This is a genomic window from Pseudoxanthomonas sp. LjRoot127 (genome assembly GCF_964253495.1).
Lineage (GTDB): Bacteria > Pseudomonadota > Gammaproteobacteria > Xanthomonadales > Xanthomonadaceae > Pseudoxanthomonas_A.
Window position 1 is genome coordinate 1,627,127 of record NZ_CAXUQR020000001.1, and the last position, 19,517, is coordinate 1,646,643.

Genomic DNA, 19,517 nt, shown 5'->3' on the forward strand with positions numbered 1-19,517 from the left:
GTGAGCGGAGAGGAGCGAGGAGTGAGCGCACCCCTTACCCTTCACCCTCTTACGCCTCTGCGCCCCGCTCCTCTCCACTCGCTCTTCAAGAGAAACGCCATGGCTTTCCGTGCCCCCGTCGATCTCGCCGCCGTCAACGCGCATGCGGCCAATACGCTGGTGTCGAACCTCGGCATCGTGATGACCGAAGCGGGTGAGGACTGGTTGCGCGGCACCATGCCGGTGGATGCGCGCACTGTGCAGCCCTACGGCATCCTGCACGGGGGCGCATCGGTGGCGCTGGCCGAGACGCTGGGCAGCGTGGCCGGCAACCTGTGCGTGGATACGACGAAAGAGATGGTCGTGGGCCTGGAGATCAACGCCAACCACGTGCGCGCGATGCGCAGCGGTGTGGTCACCGGCACCGCGCGGGCCCTGCACGTGGGCCGCAGCACGCAGCTGTGGGAAATCCGCATCGAGAACGACGACGGCAAGCTGGTCTGCGTCTCGCGGCTGACGCTGGCGGTCGTACCGCGGAGCTAGTGGGGAAGGGAGAAGAGTGCGGACACCCAGAGCCCTCGTCTTCGCTCACGCCCCACTCCGCTCCCCTTACGCCTGCCCCTCCCACCCTCACTCCTGCTATCGTGAACGCATGACGCCGCCCCCTGTTCATGTTGCTGGCGGCAGCGGCGTGGCACGGGCCTTCCGTTACGCGTACCGCGTGCCGTTGCTGCTCATCCACCTGCTGCTCTTCCTGCCGATCACCCTGCTGTGCCTGTCGCCGCTGCTGGTGTGGATACGCGTGGGCGACGAAACCGCGGGCGACGTCGCGGTGCGCTGGTGGTCCAGTGGACTGATGCGCATCTTCGGTTTCCGCCTGCGGCGGGTCGGCGCGCCGTTGCCGGGCCCGACGATGTTCGTGGCCAACCACGTCAGCTGGATCGACATCGAGGCACTGCACAGCCAGCGCATGATGGGTTTCGTGGCCAAGCAGGAGATCCGCGGCTGGCCGGTCGTGGGGTGGCTGGCAGCCCAGGGACAGACCATCTTCCACCAGCGCGGCAGCCAGGAATCGCTGGGCGGCGTGCTGCAGGCCATGATGCGGCGCCTGCGCGAGGGGCGTTCGGTCGGGGTGTTCCCGGAAGGACGCACGCGCGACGGCCACGAGATCGGGCCGTTCCATGCGCGCATCTTCCTGGCGGCGGTCGAGGCCGGCGTGCCGGTGCAGCCGGTCGCACTGCGCTACGGCGCACGCGGCAGCGCCCAGCCGGTGGTGGCGTTCGGACCCAGGGAAAGCTTCTTCGCCAACTTCGTCCGCCTGCTGGGCGAGCCGGCGCGCACGGCCGATATCTGCTTCCTGGAACCGATCCGGGTCGCCGACGTCGAGGGTCGCCGGCGCATCGCCGACCTCTCGCGCGAGCGGATCGTGCGGGCGATGGCGGACGCCTGAGCGGCCGCCATGACGGGCTTGCGACGTATTCGAGGGAATACTCGGCCCACCGGTGCCACCCTCGTGCCCACGTTGCCGCGATGACCCCATGATCACTGCCGCCGACTTCCGACCGCCGCGCTGGCTGCGCAACCCGCACCTGCAATCGGTGCTGGGATCCAGCGCGCTGCGCCGCCGCCGTGCGCTGCGGGCGCTGGCGGGCAGCGGCGCGGTAACGCTGGAATACATCGTGGATGGTGGCGATGGCGTGCGCCTGCAGGGCTTCCACAGCCAGGTGGCCGGACGCGAGTCGCAAGGACTGGTGCTGCTGCTGCATGGCTGGGAAGGCAGCGCCGACTCCAACTACATGCGGCTGACCGCCGCGCAGCTGCTGGCACGCGGCTTCGACGTGTTCCGGTTGAACTTCCGCGACCACGGCGACACCCACCATCTCAACGAAGACCTGTTCCACTCCAACCGCCTGGACGAAGTGGTGCACGCTGCGCTCGACATAGCGCGACGTTTCGCCAACGGCCGGCCGATGCGGGTGGCGGGCTACTCGCTTGGCGGCAATTTCGCACTGCGGCTGGCACTGCGCGCGCCGCAGGCCGGGCTGGCGCTGGCGCACGTGGCGGCGGTCTGCCCGCTGCTGGATCCGGCCACCACGATGGACCGCATCGAGCGCGGCATGCCGCTGTACGACTGGTATTTCGCCCGCAAGTGGCGCCGTTCGCTGGAGCGCAAGCGCCACCTGTTCCCGCAGCGGCACGATTTCGACGACACCGTGCTGGCGCTCGACATCCGCGCGCTGACCGATTGGCTGGTGCAGCGCCACACCGGTTTCGGCACGCTGGACGCCTACTTCGACGGCTATGCGATCTCGGGGGATCGGCTTGCCGGCCTCGAGGTGCCGGCGCACATCCTGATGGCCGAGGACGACCCGGTGATCCCGTTCGACACCTTCCGCGACTGGGCGTTGCCGCCCCAGGCCACGCTGGAGATCGCGCCATGGGGCGGGCATTGCGCCTTCATCGAGAACGTCGCCGGCGATGGCTACGCCGAGCGCTGGGTCGCCGAGCGCCTGGCCGCCACCACGGCCTGAGCGGTCCCGCCCGTTACAATCGGGTCCTTGCCGGGCGTTGGCCGGGCGCGCCATCCGGACTGCGACGGCGCCCCTCCGGCGCCTGGTCTTCCCCTTTTTTCGAGGAGCCACCCATGCGTCTGTGGAGCGACAGTTTCGAGAACATGAAGCCCATCCCGGCCGAGTTCGCGATGGGCCAGCCCGACGGGTTCGCCGCCAACCGCAATCCGCACCTGGCGTGGACCGACGTGCCGGACCGGACGAAGTCCTTCGCCCTGCTCTGCATCGACCCCGATGCACCGACCGTGCCGGACACCGTGGGTCGCGACGACCTGCAGATCCCGGTGGAGCAGCCGCGCGCGCACTTCATCCACTGGGCGATGGCGGACATCCCGCACGGCGTGCGCGAGATCGCGGCCGGCAGCTGCAGCGACGGCGTCACTGCCCGGGGCAAGCAGCAGCCCGCCGGACCGGCCGGCGCACGCCAGGGATTGAACGACTACACCGGCTGGTTTGCCGGCGATGCTCAGATGGGAGGCGACTACCACGGCTACGACGGTCCCTACCCGCCGTTCAACGATGCACGCGTTCACCGTTACTTTTTCCGCCTGTTCGCACTGGATGTCGCCGCGCTCGACCTGCCGGCCCGCTTCACCGCCGGCGACGTGGAGCGTGCGATGCAGGGCCATGTGCTGGCGGAAGCACTGGTGCACGGCACGTACACCTTGAACGCGACCCTGCGCGATTGAGCCCGTGGAGGGCGGCAATCCCTACGAGAGCCCGCGAAGCGCCGTCGCCGATCCCGGAGGCGACGGCGTGCCGCACGTGCCGGCCACGAAGGGCCGCCGCTTCGTCCACTGGATGATCGATCGCGTCATCGTGATCGGGCTCATCTTCCTGGCCCTGCTGGTCGCGGGGATGATCGGCGGCGACGCGGTGCTGGCGTGGGCCGGGCGGCTGACGTGGTGGCAGGAACAGCTGATCGGTTACGTTGCGATCATCCTCTACTACACGCTGATGGAAGGGATCACGGGAACCACGATCGGCAAGCTCGTGACCGGTACGCGCGTGGTCGACGAGGCAGGGCGCCGGGTCCGGTTCGGCCAGGCACTGCTGCGCAGCGCGAGTCGCGTGGTGCCGTTCGAAGCCTTCTCGGTCCTGCTGGCGGACGATGACGATCCGCGGGGCTGGCACGACCTCTGGCCGCGCACGCGCGTGGTACGGAGGCGCGCGGCCGCGATTGCGTGAGGGATGCGCGTGCGGTACCTCACTCCGCCGCGTGTCGCCAGCGCGTCCGCCCATCGGCCCCGATGACCAGGCACGTGCCGGTGGGCGGGCATGCCGGCGCCACGCGGACCTGCTCCGGATCCAGGCCCAGCCGCCATGCCAGTCCCATCTGGCCGATGGCATAGAAGCGCTGCGCGTCCGCGACGCTGACATGCAGCGGCGCGGGGATCCGTTGCGATTCCAGTGCCTGCAGCGTCGTTTCCGCCCAGTGCGCGCGACCGATCAGGCCAGGATGGTCCAGCCGGCGCGTGCCCTCCACCGCGATCCACGACGACACCACGATCAGCGTCGCCACCCACAGCGCGGCAGCATCGGTCGCCAGGCAGCGCGCCAGCGCGATCACGGGCAGGATCACGGCGATGGCTGCGTAATACTCGTAGCTGTTCCAGGCGAACAGGAAGTAGGGCGCGTACGCCAGCACGGCGAACGCGCCGACGCACATCCACTGCCACCGCGTCAGCAGCGTCCGCCCGCGCCAACCGGCGACCGCCCAGGCTGCCAGCATCGGCAGTGCGGTGGCCGCGATCCAGGCCAGTCCTCGCATGCGTTCGCCCGCGACTGCCATCCGCATCGCCTCGCGCGGGACGTTCAACAGCCATGCGCCGAACGATGCGGCGTTGCGCACGACATTGCTGCCCAGGCCGAATGCGTACGACGCATCGGTGTTGGCGGTAAAGCGCGCGCGCAGCACCAGCCACACGCCAACGACCGCCACGCAGGCGAGCCACGCGACGAGTTCGCCGCGATCCGGCCTGCGCATGGCAACGAAAGCGGCGACCACGATCATCAGCGCGGGCGTCAGCGCGGCGGATTCCTTGCTCAGCAAGGCCAGCGCCAGCCATACCGGCAGCGACGCGAGCAGCACCGTACGCCAGTTGCCGGCCGCATCACGCGCACTGATCCAGGCGGCCAGCAGCAGCGTGGTGAACAGCGTCAGCAGGGCATTGTTGGCAGCGGCCGCCCAATGCACCGGCAGCAGGTGCATCGTCAGTCCGACGTACACGGCGCCAGCGAGCGCGGCGATGCGGCCGGCGTGCTGCCAGCGACAGGCGCGCGCGAGGCGGAGGGCGAACAGCGCAACGCCCAGCGTGGCCAGGACATGCAGGATCAGGCTGACCATGTGCGCGGCATGCGCACTGCCGCCCAGCGACGCGTCGATCCAGCGCCAGTAGCCTTCCTGCGAAAGCGGCCGCCAGAAGCGCGGCGGCGACGAAGGCCAGAAATCCGACCACCACGGCGCGCCCGTGGCATTCGTCGCATGCGCCGCATGCAGGAACACGTAGTCGTCGCCCCAGAATGGCGTCTGCAGCGCCGGCCACCACATCGGCAGGGCGGAGACGACCAGGAGTGCGACAGCGATCCAGGGAAGGGGAGAAGCGTTCCTTGCGGGGGGGTGCATGCTGGCGCGTCAGGTGCGGTGACGCGCCACTATAGCGGCTGACCGACAGCCACGAAGCACGCCCTGGATCAGGCGCGCTTCGTGCGACGGACCTTATTTCTTCTCGCTGGCCGACTCCACCACCATGTCCAGCACGTAGGCATTCGAAGATCCGTCGGCGGGCGGGTTCTTCACCGTGTAGCGGTCCACGCGCAGGACGTTGCGGATGCCGGGCTCATGCATGTAGCCCTCGATGCTGTCGTAGAAGTGCTGGAACTCGCCCGGCGTGCCGACTTTCAGGCCCTTGTCGTCGTAGGCGATCTCGCGCACCTGCAGGCACTGCTTGTCGGGAATCAGCGGGTGGCTGCACGGCTTGGTGTCCGCCGCGACTTCAAGGAACACGCGTTGGCCGGGGCCGCCATAGCGGGTCTCGGCGGTCGGGTTGCCGGCGAACAGCAGTTTTTCTCCGGTCGCGGTGGTCAGCGCGAGTTGAGCGACGCCGTCCTGCGTGGCGGCGACCTTCAACGTCCCATCCAGTCGCTTGCCGATCTCCTGGTCCAGCGCCATCAGCGCATCGTCGGTGCAGGCCATCATGGTCGACGTCAGTCGACCGATGGTGAGGCTGGTGTCCGACAGTGTGTAGGTGCCGCCCATGCGATTGCAGGCGTTGGACACGCCCAGCCGTCCTTCCCTGAAGTCGAACTGCACCGGCTTGTCGGGCCGGACGAACAGCGCATCGATGCGCTTGCCCTGCGTGTCCGTCGCGTCCATGAGTTGCCAGTGGTACTGGGGAAGCAGGGCGGCCGCGTCGATCGTTGCGGCTGCCGCGGTGTCCGGGGTGGTGGCGGCCACGGTGGGCGCTGGCGTGTCGGCCCGTTCCGCCGGCTTGGGGCAGCCCGCGAGGGCCAGTGGCAAGGCGAGCAGCAGCAGTCGTTTCATGGCGTTCTCCGTCGACGGTGGCCCCATGCAAACGCGCGGCAGGTTGGAATGGGGTGAAGGCCGGGCATCGCGCTTGATTGTAGGAGCGACGTCAGTCGCGACCTCGCCCCGATAGCCATTCACCGTGCATTGGGATGAACGCGCCGCAGCGCGCCCGGATGGCAAACAGCCGCTTCAGGGCATGTCGGCCGTGCGGTCGCGACCGACGTCGCTCCTACAGGGAGCAGGGAGCGCGGCGGCTCAGCTGCCGACCGGCATCAACAACAGCAGCAGCGCGCCCAGCACGATGCGATAGATCGCGAAGCCGGTGAAGCGGTGCGCCTTGATGAAGCCCAGCAGCCACTTCACCACCACGAAGCCGGTGACGGTGGCGGCAGCGAACGCCAGCGCCACCTCGCCCCAGTTCTCGCTGCCCAGCGCATCGTCCTTCACCAGTTCCAGGAACGCGTAGCCGCTGGCCGCGAACATGGTGGGAATGCCGACCAGGAACACGAACTCCGCCGCGGACGAGCGCCGGCTGGTGCCCGCCAGCATCGCCATGAAGATCGCGGCGGCCGAACGGGAGGTGCCCGGGAACACGCCCGCCACCACCTGCGCCAGGCCCACCAGCACCGCGACCTTCCAGGTGATGGTGGCGACGTCGCCGCGCTTCTCGGCGAAGTGCTCGGCCACCAGCATCCACACGCCGCCGATGATCAGGGCCCATGCCACGGGCGTGACGGTTTCCGGGAGTTCCCATCCGGCCAGGCGCACCGGCAGGCCGACCAGCGCAGTGACCAGGAAGGCCACCGCCAGCTTCATCGAGTAGTCGCGGGCCTGGGGATCGCGCCAGCAGCCGGTCGTCAGTTCCCAGATGCGGCGGCGGAAGACCAGGGTGGTGGCCAGGATGGCGCCGGCCTGGATCACGATGTTGAAGAAATCCGACCGCTCGCCCAGCCAGTGCTGCGCGATCAGCAGGTGGCCAGTGCTGGACACCGGCAGGAACTCGGTGAGGCCCTCGAGGATGCCGAGCAGCAGGGCGGCGAGCAGGTCGGTCATCGGAGCGGGCTTGCAGGGTAGGGCGGCAAAGAATAGTGGAAAGCGCCACGCACCGCGTTGGTTCGCTGAGTCAGAATTCCGCACCAAAACAGGGATTCCGTGTGACGAATCCGTCAAGGATGTCCATGACAATCAATCACTTGCCGCGTCCCCGGGGTTGGCACGGGGATTGCTGTATCCCGTCACACACTTATCCAACCCGAGGTTCCGAGATGTCCCTGGACAACGTTGAGAAGCTGATCAAGGACCACAAGGTCGAGTTCGTCGACCTGCGCTTCGTCGACATGCGCGGTGTCGAACAGCACGTCACCTTCCCCGTCAGCATCGTGGATGCGTCCCTGTTCGAAGACGGCAAGATGTTCGACGGCTCGTCGATCTCGGGCTGGAAGGGCATCAACGAGTCGGACATGGTGCTGCTGCCCGACCCGAGCACGGCCTATCTGGATCCGTTCTACGCCGACCCGACCCTGGTACTGGTCTGCGACATCCTCGATCCGGCCACCATGCAGGGCTACACGCGCGACCCGCGCGGCATCGCCAAGCGCGCCGAGGCCCACCTGAAGGCCAGCGGCGTCGCCGACGTGGCCTTCTTCGGCCCGGAGCCGGAGTTCTTCATCTTCGACTCGGTCCAGTTCGCCAACGACATGGGCAACACCTTCTTCAAGATCAATTCCGAAGAAGGCGCCTGGAACAGCGGCAAGAGCTACGACGGCGCCAACAGCGGCTACCGTCCCGGCGTCAAGGGCGGCTACTTCCCCGTGCCGCCGACCGACTCGCTGCACGACCTGCGCGCGGAGATGTGCAAGACGCTGGAACAGGTCGGCATCGAAGTCGAAGTGCACCACCACGAAGTCGCCACCGCCGGCCAGTGCGAGATCGGCGCCAAGTTCAACACGCTGGTGCAGAAGGCCGACGAACTGCAGCGCATGAAGTACGTGGTGCGCAACGTCGCCCACCGCAACGGCAAGACGGCGACCTTCATGCCCAAGCCCATCGTCGGCGACAACGGCAGCGGCATGCACGTGCACCAGTCGCTGGCCAAGGGCGGCCAGAACCTGTTTTCGGGCGATGGCTACGGCGGCCTGTCGCAGCTGGCGCTGTGGTACATCGGCGGCATCTTCAAGCACGCCAAGGCGATCAACGCGTTCGCCAACTCGGGCACCAACAGCTACAAGCGCCTGGTGCCGGGTTTCGAGGCGCCGGTGATGCTGGCCTACTCGGCGCGCAACCGTTCGGCGTCGTGCCGCATTCCGTGGGTGGCGAATCCGAAGGCGCGCCGCATCGAGATCCGCTTCCCCGATCCGCTGCAGTCCGGCTACCTGACCTTCACCGCGCTGATGATGGCCGGCCTGGACGGCATCAAGAACCAGATCGATCCGGGCGCGCCGTCCGACAAGGACCTGTACGACCTGCCGCCGGAAGAAGAGAAGAACATCCCGCAGGTCTGCTCCAGCCTGGACCAGGCGCTGGACGCGCTGGACAAGGACCGCGACTTCCTCAAGGCCGGCGGCGTGATGTCGGACGACTTCATCGATGCCTACATCGCGCTGAAGATGCAGGAAGTGACCAAGTTCCGCGCGGCCACGCACCCGCTGGAATACCAGCTGTATTACGCCAACTGATGCAGGCCTGCGCGCACATCGCCATGCACGCGGAGGGCCATGCACCGGCCCTCCGCGACGCAGCGGTCGCGCACTGAGTTCTCGCGGCGATGGCGACGGATCTCCCCTCCCACCCGTCGCCATCGCCGCACCTTATCGAGTGCATCGTCCCGCGATGCATTCGCCCGGTTGGGGAACCGGGGCACCACCTGTCTTCGATTCCTGGAGATCGCACCAACGCTGTACTTGGGGAAACACAGGAGAGGTCCATGAACCGCTGCTCCCTCCCACGTCATCCGTTCCCGCCGCAAATGATCGCGGTGGGCACGGATGCGGTTCATGCACCGCTCCGCACCGACAACGTGTCCGCCGCCAGGGGGCTGCGCGCACGGGTGACCTGAAACCGCCGGCCGGCTCCGGTCGGCCGGTTCCATCCACCATCGGGGTATGCGCATGAAACTGATCACCGCCATCATCCGGCCGTTCAAGCTCGACGAGGTCCGAGAGTCCTTGTCGCAAGCGGGCGTGTCCGGCATCACCGTGACCGAAGTGAAAGGCTTCGGCCGGCAGAAGGGCCACACCGAGCTGTACCGCGGCGCCGAGTACGTCGTCGATTTCCTGCCCAAGATCAAGATCGAGACCGTCGTGACCGACGAGCGACTGGATGCCGTCATCGAGGCCATCCAGCAGGCCGCCGGCACCGGCAAGATCGGCGACGGCAAGATCTTCGTCACCACCATCGACCAGGTCATCCGCATCCGTACCGGCGAAGTCGGCGCGGACGCGCTCTAACACTCGGAGCCCCCACATGAAGACTCGACTGTTCTCCGGGTGGAAGACCCGTACCCGGATGCTGTGCATGGCCGCGCTGTTCGGCCTGATGACGGTGGGCACTACCGCCACCGTGTTCGCCGCGCAGGACACCGCCGCACCCACGACCGAACCCGCCGCTGCCGAAGCCGCCCCCGCGGTCGAGGCCGCGCCTGCGCCGGTCGAAGCAGCCGCACCTGCGGAAGCCGTTGCGGCCCCTGCAGAGGCCGAAGCCGCCCCCGCCGAGGAAGCCCCGGCCCCGACCATCAGCAAGCCCGACACGGTGTGGGTGCTGGTCTCCGCGGTGCTGGTGATCTTCATGACGCTGCCCGGCTTGGCGCTGTTCTACGGCGGCCTGGTGCGTTCGAAGAACGTGCTGTCCATCCTGATCCAGAACCTGGCCGTGTTCTCGCTGGTCGCGGTGCTGTGGGCGCTGTACGGCTACAGCTTCGCCTTCACCGAGGGCAATGCCTTCATCGGCGGTACCGACCGGCTGTTCGCCGCGGGACTGGATGCGTCCTCGATCGGGGCGACGTTCACCAAGGGCGTCTACATTCCGGAACTGGCGTTCTTCGTGTTCCAGGGTGCGTTCGCCTGCATCACCTGCGCGCTCATCGTCGGCGCGTTCGCCGAGCGCGTGAAATTCGCCGGCGTGATGCTGTTCACCGTGCTGTGGTTCACCTTCGCCTACCTGCCGATGGCGCACATGGTGTGGTTCTTCCCCGGCCCCGATGCGTTCACCAGCACCGATGTGGTGGACGGCGTGCTGGCCAAGTCGGGCTACCTGTGGGCCAAGGGCGCGCTGGACTTCGCCGGCGGCACCGTCGTGCACATCAACGCCGCCATTGCCGGCCTGGTGGGCGCGTACGTGATCGGCAAGCGCACCGGCTACGGCCGCGAGGCGATCAAGCCGCACAACCTGACCCTGACCATGGTCGGTGCCTCGATCCTGTGGGTGGGCTGGTTCGGCTTCAACGCCGGCTCCGCGCTGGAAGCCGGTGGCGTCGCCGCCATCGCCTTCGTCAACACCTTCCTTGCCACGGCCGCGGCGGTGGTGGCCTGGCTGCTGGTCGAGTGGATCACCAAGGGCAAGCCCTCGCTGCTCGGCGCCGCGTCGGGTGCCGTGGCGGGTCTGGTCGCGATCACGCCGGCGGCCGGCCTGGTCGGCCTGAACGGTGCGCTGGCCATCGGTGCCATCGCGGGCGTGCTGTGCCTGTGGGGCGTCAGCGGCCTGAAGAAGATGCTGGGCGCGGACGACAGCCTGGACGTGTTCGGCGTGCATGGCGTCGGTGGCATCACCGGCGCGCTGCTGACCGGCGTGTTCGCTGCGCCCTCGCTGGGCGGCGCGGGCATCTGGGATTACGTCACCGAGACCGCCGTGGCCGAGTACTCCATCGGGTCGCAGGTGTGGATCCAGGCGCAGGGCGTGCTGATCACGGTGGTGCTGTCCAGCGTGGTGGCCCTGGTGTCCTTCCTCATCGTGAAGTACACCGTCGGCCTGCGCGTCTCCGAGGATGCCGAGCGCGAGGGGTTGGACATCACCTCGCACGGCGAATCGGCCTACGAGGCCTGATGGCTTGCCGGGGACGGCTTTGCACTAAACTGGTGCAATGTCGTCCCCGGACCTCTCCCGCATGCGTTTCGACCCCACCACCGACGCGCTGAGCACGCCGGTGGCCTGGGCGGACGACGGCGGACTGATCCGTGGCGTCAACCCGGCCTTCGCGCGCTGGCTGGGCGTCAGTACCCGCCGCCTGATCGGGCAACCGCTGGCGGCCCTGGAGATCGAAGGCGACGCCATGGCGCGCTTCCTGGACAACACCGACCGCGACGTCCTGCGTCTGCACCGCATGGCCTTGGGCATGCCCGGCGAATCGCCGTGCTTCGCCGAGGGCTGGCTGTCGCGGCTGGAGGGCGGCGGCTGGCTGCTGGAAGCGCACCCGGTGGACGAATTCCCCGCGCTCGATCCCACCCAGGCCCTGCCCAACGCGCTGAGCGCGGCGTTGAAGGGACTGGCACATGAACTGCGCAATCCGCTGGCGGGCCTCAAGGGTGCCGCGCAGCTGCTGGCACGCCGGGCCGCGCACCGCGACGACAACGACGACGAGCGCGAACTGATCGAACTGATCGAGTCCGAGATCAACCGCCTCAACACCCTGCTGGAACAACTGCTGTCGCCCTCGCCGCAGCGCCCGCATGCGCCGCTGAACATCCACACCGTGCTGGAGCGGGTATTGCGCCTGGCCGAGAACGAAGGCGGCTGGTCGGTGCGCCTGCAGCGCGATTACGACCCCAGCCTGCCGGAACTGTCCGGCGACGCCGACCGCCTGACCCAGGCGGTCTGGAACCTGGTCCGCAACGCCCTGCAGGCGGGTGCGGCCAACATCATCCTGCGCACCCGTGTCGAACACGGCTCGCGCATCCACGACCACCTGCACGCCATGGCGCTGCGGGTGGAGATCGTCGACGACGGCCGCGGCGTGCCCGAAGCGCTCGCCGAGCACCTGTTCCTGCCGCTGGTCAGCGGCCGTGCCGAAGGCAGCGGGCTGGGCCTGGCACTGTCGCAACAGGTGGCACGCGAACACCGGGGGTCGCTGACCTACCGCTCGCGCCCCGGCCATACGGTCTTCACCCTGCTGCTGCCGCAGTCGCTGCACGACCACGACGAGGAACGTCATGTCCACTGATCGCCTGGCTGCCCATGGCAGCGCCGCCGACGCGCGTCGCATCTGGGTGGTCGATGACGACCGCTCGGTGCGCTTCGTGCTCGCCACCGCCCTGCGCGATGCGGGGTACGCGGTGGACGGCTTCGACAGCGCCGCCGCCGCGTTGAGCGCGCTCGGCGCGAGGGGGGCCCCCGATCTGCTGTTCACCGACGTACGCATGCCGGGCGACGATGGCCTGGTACTGCTGGACAAGCTGAAAGCCACGCATCCGCAGCTGCCGGTGATCGTGATGTCGGCGTACACCGACGTGGCGAGCACGGCGGGCGCATTCCGCGGTGGCGCGCACGAATTCCTGTCCAAGCCGTTCGATCTGGACGATGCGGTCGCGCTGGCCGCGCGCACGCTGCCCGATGCGGAGGAGAGCGCCGACGCTGCCCAGGACGCCGACGCGACGGCGGCGGCCACGCCCCAGCTGATCGGCGATACGCCGACCATGCGCGCGCTGTTCCGTGCGATCGGCCGGCTGGCGCAGGCGCCGCTGTCGGTGCTGATCACCGGCGAAACCGGCACCGGCAAGGAGCTGGTGGCGCATGCGCTGCACCATGAGTCGCCGCGTTCGCGCAAACCCTTCGTCGCGCTGAACACCGCCGCCATCCCGTCGGAACTGCTGGAAAGCGAACTATTCGGCCACGAGGCCGGTGCGTTCACCGGCGCGCAGAAGCGGCACATCGGCCGTTTCGAACAGGCGGATGGCGGCACGCTGTTCCTCGACGAGATCGGCGACATGCCGCTGCCGTTGCAGACGCGCCTGTTGCGCGTGCTGGCGGAAGGCGAGTTCTTCCGCGTCGGCGGACGCGAACTGATCCGCGTGGACGTGCGCGTGATCGCCGCCACCCACCAGGACCTCGATGGGCTGGTCGCCGAGGGTCGCTTCCGCGCCGACCTGCTGCACCGCCTGAACGTCGTGCGCCTGCAACTGCCGCCCCTGCGCGAGCGTCGCGCGGACGTGCCGCAACTGGCCGAGAACTTCCTGGCCATGGCCACGCGCAAGCTCGACATCGCCCCCAAGCGCTTCAGCAATCCAGCGCTGGATCTGCTGCAGGCCCACGATTGGCCCGGCAACGTGCGCGAACTGGAAAACGTCTGCTGGCGGCTGGCCGCACTGGCACCGGCCGACGTCATCAACACCACCGACCTGCAGGGCGCACTGCTGCATGCACCGGTCGCCGGTGGACGCGGCGAGTGGGACCACGCGCTGGGCGAATGGGCGCGCCGCCGCCTGCTGGAAGGCGCCGAGGCGCTGCATGCGGAAGCCCGCGAGCGCCTGGACCGCACGCTGCTCGAGGTCGCCCTGGAGCTGACGCATGGACGCCGCGCCGAAGCCGCGGCCAAGCTGGGCGTGGGACGCAACACCGTGACGCGGAAGCTGGGGCCCGGTCGCAAGCGCGGATGAGGGAACGCAGCGACTTTCATTGATCGTGAAGGTAGCGGTGGTTACGGTACCCGGCCACGACCCGTACTGGAGCCCTCTCATGCGCATCGTCCTGCTGGCCGCCGCTTCCGCCCTCGCCCTCGCGGCATGCAGCACCACGCCGTCGCCGTCGCCGTCGTCGCCGTCGTCAACGGCGACGCCCGTCGTCCCCACCACCAGTACCGCCAGGCAGGCGGTCGCCGTGTTGGCATCGGCGTCCGGCAGCCTGGTCAGCGGCAGCGTCACCCTCACGCCCATGGGCAAGGGCCTGCACCTGACCGGCGAGATCGGCGGCCTGCCAGCGAACGGCACGCACGCCTTCCATATCCATGAGAAGGGCGACTGCAGCGCCGCCGACGCCAGCAGCGCGGGGCCTCACTTCAACCCGTTCAATGCCGCGCACGGCAAGGCCGGCAGCGGCGCGCACCATGCCGGCGACATGAACAACCTGACCGCCAATGCCGACGGCGTGGCCAAGGTAGATGCGCACCTCGAAGGCGTCACGCTGGGTGGCGGTGCCGTCAACGACGTCGCCGGACGCGCGCTGATCGTGCATGCGGCCCCGGACGACTACGCGAGCCAGCCGGCCGGCAATGCGGGCGCGCGCGTGGCCTGCGGCATCATCAAGGTCACCCAGTAATACCACCCGACATCGTAGCGCGCGCCACGCGCACGACCGCACGATGTGTGGTCCTCATGGTCGTGCGCATGGCGCACGCTACGATTGCAGGGTGTCCCGCGCATCGGCCTTGGCGGGGCAGTGCGCGAACGTCACCGGGATGCCATGCGCTTCCAGCACGGCCGCGATCTGCTGCTGGCGGGCCTGGAAATGCTGGTAGGCGCGTTCGAGGCGTTCGTCGGTCGCTTCCTGCGTCGCATAGCGCGCCCGCCAGGCGATCGGTTCGAACAGCGCGATGTGGACCTCGCCACTGGCGTAGCGCAGCAGCGGTTCCGGCACGGCATCCAGCCACGCCTCTTCGGTCGGGGCCATCAGGGCGGTTTCGATCACGGGCCACAGTGCGCCGAGGCCGCCATGGTCGTACTGCATCGCGGTCATGGCGGCGAGATCGTGCAGCGTCATGTAGCGTGCGTGTTCGATCTGCGCGCCGAAGGCGGTCTGCGCCAGCAGCGCGGTATCGGCCTGGGCCATCCCGGTTTCCAGCAGGACGCTCTCCAGCCGTTCCGCCACGGCTTCGACCGCGGGGACGTCGCCGCTGAGCACGAAGGGCAGCACGCGCAGCAGGCCGCCGCGCAAGCCGTCGTCGGCCTGCAGCGGCATCGGGATGGCAGTGTCGTCGGCGCCGAACGCGATCACCCGCGCCCCGTCGCCACGTCCCGGTGCGCGCTGGTGCAACTCGCGCAGCCGCTGGTGCAGCGGCCAACCTGGGCGCAGCGCTTCGGCGGGATCGAAATGCGCGCCCGCGAAGACGAGATCCAGGTCACGCACCTGCGGCGCATGCGTCGCCAGGTCGCGGCCGAGTTTTTCCGCCAGGCCGCTCGCATCGGCGGCGCTCAGGGCGGCACGCCGAGGGGTACTGCCCGCTGCCAGTTCCAGGGCCATCACGCCCATCACGACAGGGCTGGTTGTGGATCGAGTCATGTCAGCGGTTGGAGGCGATGGAGGGGCGCATTACACTCCCCCATTATGCCTGCCGTACGCAGGCGCATCTTCACCGTCCCGTCATCGCCATCCAGACCGAGGTCCCCATGCCCGCACCCCGCCCCGTCGCCATCCTCGGCGGCGTCCGCATTCCGTTCTGCCGCCAGAACACGGCCTACGCGGATGTGGGGAACCTGGGCATGTCGGTGCGTACGCTGGGCGCACTGGTGGAGCGGTTCGGCCTGCACGGCCAGCAGTTGGGTGAAGTGGCGATGGGTGCGGTGATCAAGCACTCGTCCGACTGGAACCTGGGCCGCGAGGCCGCGCTCTCCTCCGGCCTGTCGCCGCTGACCCCGGGCATCACGCTGCAGCGCGCCTGCGGCACCAGCCTGGACACCATCATCCACATCGGCAACAAGATCGCGCTGGGCCAGATCGAGTCCGGCATCGGCGGCGGGTCGGACACGACCTCCGAAGTGCCGATCGTCTACGGCAAGAAGCTGCGCGCGCGCCTGCTGGCCGCCAACCGGGCCAAGACCACGCAGGACAAGCTCAAGGCGCTGGTGAGCGGCTTCAAGTTCGGCGAACTGAAGCCCGAGTTCCCCGGTGTGGCCGAGCCGCGCACCGGCAAGAGCATGGGCGAGCACTGCGAGGATATGGCGAAGGAGTGGAGCATTTCGCGCGATTCGCAGGACGAACTCGCGGTGGCCTCGCACAAGAAGCTGGCCGCCGCGTACGAGCGCGGCTTCTTCGACGACCTGATCGCGCCATTCCGCGGCCTGGAGCGTGACAACATCCTGCGCGCCGACACCTCGCTGGAGAAGCTCGCCACGCTGAAGCCCGCCTTCGACAAGACCTCGGGCCGCGGCACGCTGACCGCCGCCAACTCCACCCCGCTGACCGACGGCGCCGCGGCGGTGCTGCTGGCCAGCGACGAGTGGGCGAGGGCGCACGGCCACGAGCCGCTGGCCTATCTGAAGGATGCGCAGGTGTCGGCGGTCGACTTCGTCCACGGCGAAGGCCTGCTGATGGCGCCGACGGTGGCCGTGCCGGAGATGCTCAAGCGCAACGGCCTGACGCTGCAGGATTTCGACATCTACGAGATCCACGAAGCCTTCGCCGCGCAGGTGCTGTGCACGCTGCGCGCGTGGGAGAGCGAGGACTACTGCCGCAACCGCCTGGGCCTGGACGCACCGCTGGGCAGGATCGATCCGGCCAAGATGAATCCGAATGGCTCCTCGCTGGCGACGGGCCATCCGTTCGCCGCCACCGGTGCGCGCATCGTCGCCACGGTGGCGAAGGAACTGAAGCAGCGCGGCGGCGGCCGTGCGCTGGTGTCCATCTGCACGGCAGGCGGCATGGGCGTCGTCGCCATCATCGAGCGATAGGCGATCGCGCGGCGCCGGTCGCGACTAGCGGGCCGGCGTCTGCACCTGTGCACTGCCGACGCCATGACGGTGGCCTTCGCTTACCGCCGTCACCGTGCCATCCGCATTGAAGACCAGCGCGTTCGCGGCGCCGATCTCTTCGGGTTGATCCGACCAGCGCTGCCCGAGATGCGCCAGCGCCTTCGCCTGGGCGCTGCCGGCGAACCCGGGTTCGATATCGGTCACCTCGCCATTGCGCTGCGACAACCGCGGCGCGTCGATGGCCTGGTCCATCGGCATGCCGAGGTCGACGTAGTTGACGATGGTCTGCAGCACCGTCGTGATGATGGTGGAACCGCCCGGACTGCCGATCGAGAATGCGGGCTCGCCGTCCTTCAGCGCGATCGTCGGCGTCATGCTGCTGCGCGGGCGCTTGCCGGGTTCGGGGATGTTCGGATGCGGCGCGGTGAAATCGAAATCGGTCAGCTCGTTGTTGAGCAGGAAGCCATAACCGGGCACCACCATGCCGCTGCCGCCCCAGTCTTCGATGGTGAAGGTATAGGCGACGACGTTTCCGTCCTTGTCGGACACGGTCAAGTGGGTGGTGTGCGTGTTTTCAGGGGGCAGTGCGCGCGGTGTGGAGCGCAGGGGATGACTGGGATCCTGCTGGAACGGATAGGGGTCGCCGGCGGCCACGCGCCCTGATGCGGCCTTGTCGCGAGCGATCAGCGTACGCCGCTGTGCCGCATAGTCCTTGCTCAGCAAGCCCGTCACCGGCGCATCGACATACTCCGGGTCGGCCAGGTAGGCATCGCGGTCGGCGAAGGCCAGGCGGCTTGCTTCCAGATACAGATGCTCGACCTGCGCACGCGGCATCGTCTTCAGGTCGTAGCCCTCGAGGATGTTCAGCGCTTCGAATGCGGTCACGCCGCCGCTGCTCGGTGGCGCCAGGCCGTAGAGATCGTAGCCGCGATAGGTGGAATGCACCGGCAGGCGCAGGCGCGCTTCGTAGTTGGCCAGGTCGGCGAGTGTCATGCGGCTACCCCGCACCGGCACGCCCGGCGCGGTCGGTGGGCGGTTGACCGTGTCGACGATGGCGCTTGCCAGCGGGCCCGCGTAGAACGCATCCACGCCGCCGTCCGCCAGCAGGCGGTACGTGCGGGCGAGATCGGGATTGCGCAGCAGGGTGCCGGCCGGGATGGTCCTGCCATGCCTCAGGTACAACGCCGCCGTTGCGGGGAAACGGTTGAACTTGCGTTCGTTCACTTCCGCCAGGCGTGAGAAGTTGGCGTCGACGGTGAAGCCCTCCTCCGCGACTGTGATCGCAGGCGCGAGCACCTGCGCGAGCGACATCGAGCCATAACGCTGCAACGCCTCGTGCCAGCCGCGCACGGTGCCGGGTACGCCGACGGACAGCCCGCTGGCGATCGCGGTGTCGAAGTCCATCTCCTTGCCGTCTTCGATGAAAAGTGCCGACGTGGTGGCAGCTGGCGCGGCCTCGCGATGATCGATCGTGATGACCCGCCTATCCTTCGCCAGGTAGACCACCATGAAACCGCCGCCGCCGATGCCGCAACTGAAAGGATCGGTCACCCCGAGCGTCGCCGCCGCCGCGACGGCGGCATCGACCGCGTTGCCGCCCTGGTCCAGGATCGCGATGGCGGATTGCGTGGCCTGCTCGCTGATCGTCGCCGCAGCGCCGCCGGTTCCCCGGGCGACCGGTGTCTCCGCCTGCGCCGGCACGATGACGAGGAGCATCATGAGCAGCAGGACGTGCAGGGTTCGGGTCATCGCGGATTACCGAAGGGCAGCTGATCCGATTGTCACACGCCCACGGCCCACCCCCGTTCCCCTCTGGCCGCTCATCGGATAGCGTGCGTTATGGGATGCAGGCAGGGGGGCGGCAGGATGCGACACAAGGGATGGATGCTGCTGGCGGCGTTTGCCTTCGGTGCGGCAGGTCCGGTGCAGGCTTGCGTCAACGCGATCGGGACCGATCATCAGGGGCGGCAGTTTGATGTCCACGATGACGTCGGCGAACAGCTGGAAGCGAGACTGACGTCGAACGAGGTCAGGAAACACTATCTGCGGAACGCGCGGAGCCTCATCGCCGAGGCCCAGTCGGTGCCGGACCTGGAGAACCTGACCAAGCTCGCCATCCTGCTGATGTACCAGGGCCAGCACTCGCGGGCGGCGCAGCTGTTGCTGTCCATCGAGCGTCGCTGGCCTGGCCACCACGAGACAGCAGCCAATCTGGGCACGGCATTGGAGCTTTCCGGCCACGACGCGCCGGCGCTGGCCTGGATACGCTTGGGCATCCAGCGCAATCCGGCGGAACACTTCGGTACCGAATGGCTGCACGCGCGGATCCTGGAGAGCAAGCTCGCGTCGGCGAAGGATCCCGTGCGCCTGGCGAGGTACTCGATTGCGGGCCTACAGTTCGGCGACGCAACGGTCCCGCCACTGCCTGCCACCTTGCCGGCCGGCAACGACGGCCGGCGTGTCGACGCGTACGCACTGAATCAGGCCTTCGCCTACCAGCTGGGCGAGCGCATGCAGTTCGTCCTGCCGAAGGATCCAGTAGTGGCGAACCTGCTGTCCGACTGGGCGGCGTTGAACATGGCGGGAGGTCCGATGGAGAACGTCGTCGTGCTGTACGCGTTGGCCGAACGCTACGGCTCCGAAGAAACCGCAACCGTCGCCCGGCGCCAGGCAGAAGCCCGTCGCATCCTGAAGTCGGTGCGAAACGCCGAGCACCCCGGCGGCCGCTGCGTGATCTGCGAACCCGGACCGACGACGAAGGCGCCATGACGCCTCGCGACCCCATTCGACGCCGCCGCGCGTTGGAGTGCGGCACGGCCATCCGGCTAC

At 68.5% G+C, this 19,517-nt stretch carries 18 protein-coding genes; 13 read left to right on the top strand and 5 right to left on the bottom strand.

The annotated features are described in order from the left end of the window. Window positions 1-99 precede the first annotated feature (99 nt). The 5 genes from ACSQ19_RS07660 (at window position 100) to ACSQ19_RS07680 (ending at window position 3,737) form a co-directional block, all read left to right on the top strand. The gene (locus ACSQ19_RS07660; RefSeq protein WP_296278608.1) at window positions 100-522 is read left to right on the top strand and encodes a hotdog fold thioesterase; all 423 of its coding nucleotides are present in this window, start codon (window positions 100-102) and stop codon (window positions 520-522) included. A gap of 109 nt (window positions 523-631) precedes the next feature. Further along, on the top strand, window positions 632-1,429 hold the full coding sequence (locus ACSQ19_RS07665) for a lysophospholipid acyltransferase family protein (RefSeq protein ID WP_435995949.1): 798 nt from the start codon (window positions 632-634) through the stop codon (window positions 1,427-1,429). Between the two features lie 88 nt (window positions 1,430-1,517). Continuing rightward, window positions 1,518-2,510, top strand: coding sequence for a YheT family hydrolase (locus ACSQ19_RS07670; RefSeq protein WP_435995951.1), 993 nt, complete (start codon window positions 1,518-1,520; stop codon window positions 2,508-2,510). Between the two features lie 113 nt (window positions 2,511-2,623). Beyond that, window positions 2,624-3,238 (top strand): YbhB/YbcL family Raf kinase inhibitor-like protein, encoded by a 615-nt coding sequence (locus ACSQ19_RS07675; protein WP_435995953.1) that lies wholly within the window; start codon window positions 2,624-2,626, stop codon window positions 3,236-3,238. Between the two features lie 4 nt (window positions 3,239-3,242). Continuing rightward, a complete protein-coding gene (locus tag ACSQ19_RS07680; RefSeq protein ID WP_435995955.1) occupies window positions 3,243-3,737 on the top strand; it encodes an RDD family protein in 495 nt (164 codons plus the stop codon). A 19-nt stretch (window positions 3,738-3,756) separates the two neighbouring features. Here the strand turns inward: ACSQ19_RS07680 and ACSQ19_RS07685 are convergent, their stop codons facing one another. The 3 genes from ACSQ19_RS07685 to ACSQ19_RS07695 all read right to left on the bottom strand — a co-directional run bounded on the left by ACSQ19_RS07685 (window position 3,757) and on the right by ACSQ19_RS07695 (window position 7,131). Next, the gene (locus tag ACSQ19_RS07685) at window positions 3,757-5,175 is read right to left on the bottom strand and encodes a hypothetical protein (protein WP_435995957.1); all 1,419 of its coding nucleotides are present in this window, start codon (window positions 5,173-5,175) and stop codon (window positions 3,757-3,759) included. Between the two features lie 93 nt (window positions 5,176-5,268). Further along, window positions 5,269-6,093 carry a DUF4377 domain-containing protein gene (locus ACSQ19_RS07690; protein WP_435995959.1) on the bottom strand — a complete coding sequence of 275 codons (825 nt, stop codon included), beginning with the start codon at window positions 6,091-6,093 and terminating at the stop codon, window positions 5,269-5,271. A gap of 240 nt (window positions 6,094-6,333) precedes the next feature. Beyond that, window positions 6,334-7,131, bottom strand: a complete 798-nt coding sequence (locus ACSQ19_RS07695; RefSeq protein ID WP_296278602.1) for an undecaprenyl-diphosphate phosphatase — start codon at window positions 7,129-7,131, stop codon at window positions 6,334-6,336. 212 nt (window positions 7,132-7,343) lie between these two features. Between ACSQ19_RS07695 and glnA the strand changes: the two genes are divergently transcribed. The 6 genes from glnA to ACSQ19_RS07725 all read left to right on the top strand — a co-directional run bounded on the left by glnA (window position 7,344) and on the right by ACSQ19_RS07725 (window position 14,319). Next, a complete protein-coding gene (gene glnA / locus ACSQ19_RS07700) occupies window positions 7,344-8,753 on the top strand; it encodes a type I glutamate--ammonia ligase (RefSeq protein ID WP_296278601.1) in 1,410 nt (469 codons plus the stop codon). Between the two features lie 432 nt (window positions 8,754-9,185). Beyond that, window positions 9,186-9,524 carry a P-II family nitrogen regulator gene (locus tag ACSQ19_RS07705; RefSeq protein WP_056880236.1) on the top strand — a complete coding sequence of 113 codons (339 nt, stop codon included), beginning with the start codon at window positions 9,186-9,188 and terminating at the stop codon, window positions 9,522-9,524. Between the two features lie 16 nt (window positions 9,525-9,540). Then, window positions 9,541-11,115: an ammonium transporter gene (locus tag ACSQ19_RS07710; RefSeq protein WP_435995963.1), complete on the top strand. Its 1,575-nt coding sequence runs from the start codon at window positions 9,541-9,543 to the stop codon at window positions 11,113-11,115. A gap of 61 nt (window positions 11,116-11,176) precedes the next feature. After that, a complete protein-coding gene (locus ACSQ19_RS07715) occupies window positions 11,177-12,229 on the top strand; it encodes a two-component system sensor histidine kinase NtrB (RefSeq protein ID WP_296278599.1) in 1,053 nt (350 codons plus the stop codon). Beyond that, a complete protein-coding gene (ntrC, locus tag ACSQ19_RS07720) occupies window positions 12,219-13,661 on the top strand; it encodes a nitrogen regulation protein NR(I) (protein ID WP_435995965.1) in 1,443 nt (480 codons plus the stop codon). The genes ACSQ19_RS07715 and ntrC overlap by 11 nt, the downstream gene beginning before the upstream one ends. A 79-nt stretch (window positions 13,662-13,740) precedes the next feature. After that, a complete protein-coding gene (locus ACSQ19_RS07725; RefSeq protein WP_435995967.1) occupies window positions 13,741-14,319 on the top strand; it encodes a superoxide dismutase family protein in 579 nt (192 codons plus the stop codon). 78 nt (window positions 14,320-14,397) lie between these two features. Here the strand turns inward: ACSQ19_RS07725 and ACSQ19_RS07730 are convergent, their stop codons facing one another. Then, window positions 14,398-15,279 carry a hypothetical protein gene (locus ACSQ19_RS07730; RefSeq protein ID WP_435995969.1) on the bottom strand — a complete coding sequence of 294 codons (882 nt, stop codon included), beginning with the start codon at window positions 15,277-15,279 and terminating at the stop codon, window positions 14,398-14,400. A gap of 107 nt (window positions 15,280-15,386) precedes the next feature. On the opposite strand from ACSQ19_RS07730, the gene ACSQ19_RS07735 reads away from it, so the two are divergent. Next, window positions 15,387-16,667: an acetyl-CoA C-acetyltransferase gene (locus ACSQ19_RS07735; protein ID WP_435995971.1), complete on the top strand. Its 1,281-nt coding sequence runs from the start codon at window positions 15,387-15,389 to the stop codon at window positions 16,665-16,667. Window positions 16,668-16,691: 24 nt separating this feature from the next. Here ACSQ19_RS07735 and ggt read toward each other — a convergent pair whose 3' ends face one another. Then, window positions 16,692-18,437 carry a gamma-glutamyltransferase gene (ggt, locus tag ACSQ19_RS07740; protein WP_435995973.1) on the bottom strand — a complete coding sequence of 582 codons (1,746 nt, stop codon included), beginning with the start codon at window positions 18,435-18,437 and terminating at the stop codon, window positions 16,692-16,694. Window positions 18,438-18,554: 117 nt separating this feature from the next. On the opposite strand from ggt, the gene ACSQ19_RS07745 reads away from it, so the two are divergent. Continuing rightward, on the top strand, window positions 18,555-19,457 hold the full coding sequence (locus tag ACSQ19_RS07745; RefSeq protein ID WP_435995975.1) for a hypothetical protein: 903 nt from the start codon (window positions 18,555-18,557) through the stop codon (window positions 19,455-19,457). Window positions 19,458-19,517 lie beyond the last annotated feature (60 nt).

Bases quoted from the DNA above. Each gene is read 5' to 3' on its own strand.
- ACSQ19_RS07710 (WP_435995963.1), top strand. From the start codon at position 9,541: ATGAAGACTCGACTGTTCTCCGGGTGGAAGACCCGTACCCGGATGCTG.
- ACSQ19_RS07715 (WP_296278599.1), top strand. From the start codon at position 11,177: ATGCGTTTCGACCCCACCACCGACGCGCTGAGCACGCCGGTGGCCTGG.
- ntrC (WP_435995965.1), top strand. From the start codon at position 12,219: ATGTCCACTGATCGCCTGGCTGCCCATGGCAGCGCCGCCGACGCGCGT.
- ACSQ19_RS07685 (WP_435995957.1), bottom strand. From the start codon at position 5,175: ATGCACCCCCCCGCAAGGAACGCTTCTCCCCTTCCCTGGATCGCTGTC.
- ACSQ19_RS07745 (WP_435995975.1), top strand. From the start codon at position 18,555: ATGCGACACAAGGGATGGATGCTGCTGGCGGCGTTTGCCTTCGGTGCG.
- ACSQ19_RS07690 (WP_435995959.1), bottom strand. From the start codon at position 6,093: ATGAAACGACTGCTGCTGCTCGCCTTGCCACTGGCCCTCGCGGGCTGC.
- ACSQ19_RS07730 (WP_435995969.1), bottom strand. From the start codon at position 15,279: ATGACTCGATCCACAACCAGCCCTGTCGTGATGGGCGTGATGGCCCTG.
- ACSQ19_RS07675 (WP_435995953.1), top strand. From the start codon at position 2,624: ATGCGTCTGTGGAGCGACAGTTTCGAGAACATGAAGCCCATCCCGGCC.
- ACSQ19_RS07695 (WP_296278602.1), bottom strand. From the start codon at position 7,131: ATGACCGACCTGCTCGCCGCCCTGCTGCTCGGCATCCTCGAGGGCCTC.
- ACSQ19_RS07660 (WP_296278608.1), top strand. From the start codon at position 100: ATGGCTTTCCGTGCCCCCGTCGATCTCGCCGCCGTCAACGCGCATGCG.
- glnA (WP_296278601.1), top strand. From the start codon at position 7,344: ATGTCCCTGGACAACGTTGAGAAGCTGATCAAGGACCACAAGGTCGAG.
- ACSQ19_RS07735 (WP_435995971.1), top strand. From the start codon at position 15,387: ATGCCCGCACCCCGCCCCGTCGCCATCCTCGGCGGCGTCCGCATTCCG.
- ACSQ19_RS07705 (WP_056880236.1), top strand. From the start codon at position 9,186: ATGAAACTGATCACCGCCATCATCCGGCCGTTCAAGCTCGACGAGGTC.
- ggt (WP_435995973.1), bottom strand. From the start codon at position 18,437: ATGACCCGAACCCTGCACGTCCTGCTGCTCATGATGCTCCTCGTCATC.
- ACSQ19_RS07665 (WP_435995949.1), top strand. From the start codon at position 632: ATGACGCCGCCCCCTGTTCATGTTGCTGGCGGCAGCGGCGTGGCACGG.
- ACSQ19_RS07670 (WP_435995951.1), top strand. From the start codon at position 1,518: ATGATCACTGCCGCCGACTTCCGACCGCCGCGCTGGCTGCGCAACCCG.
- ACSQ19_RS07725 (WP_435995967.1), top strand. From the start codon at position 13,741: ATGCGCATCGTCCTGCTGGCCGCCGCTTCCGCCCTCGCCCTCGCGGCA.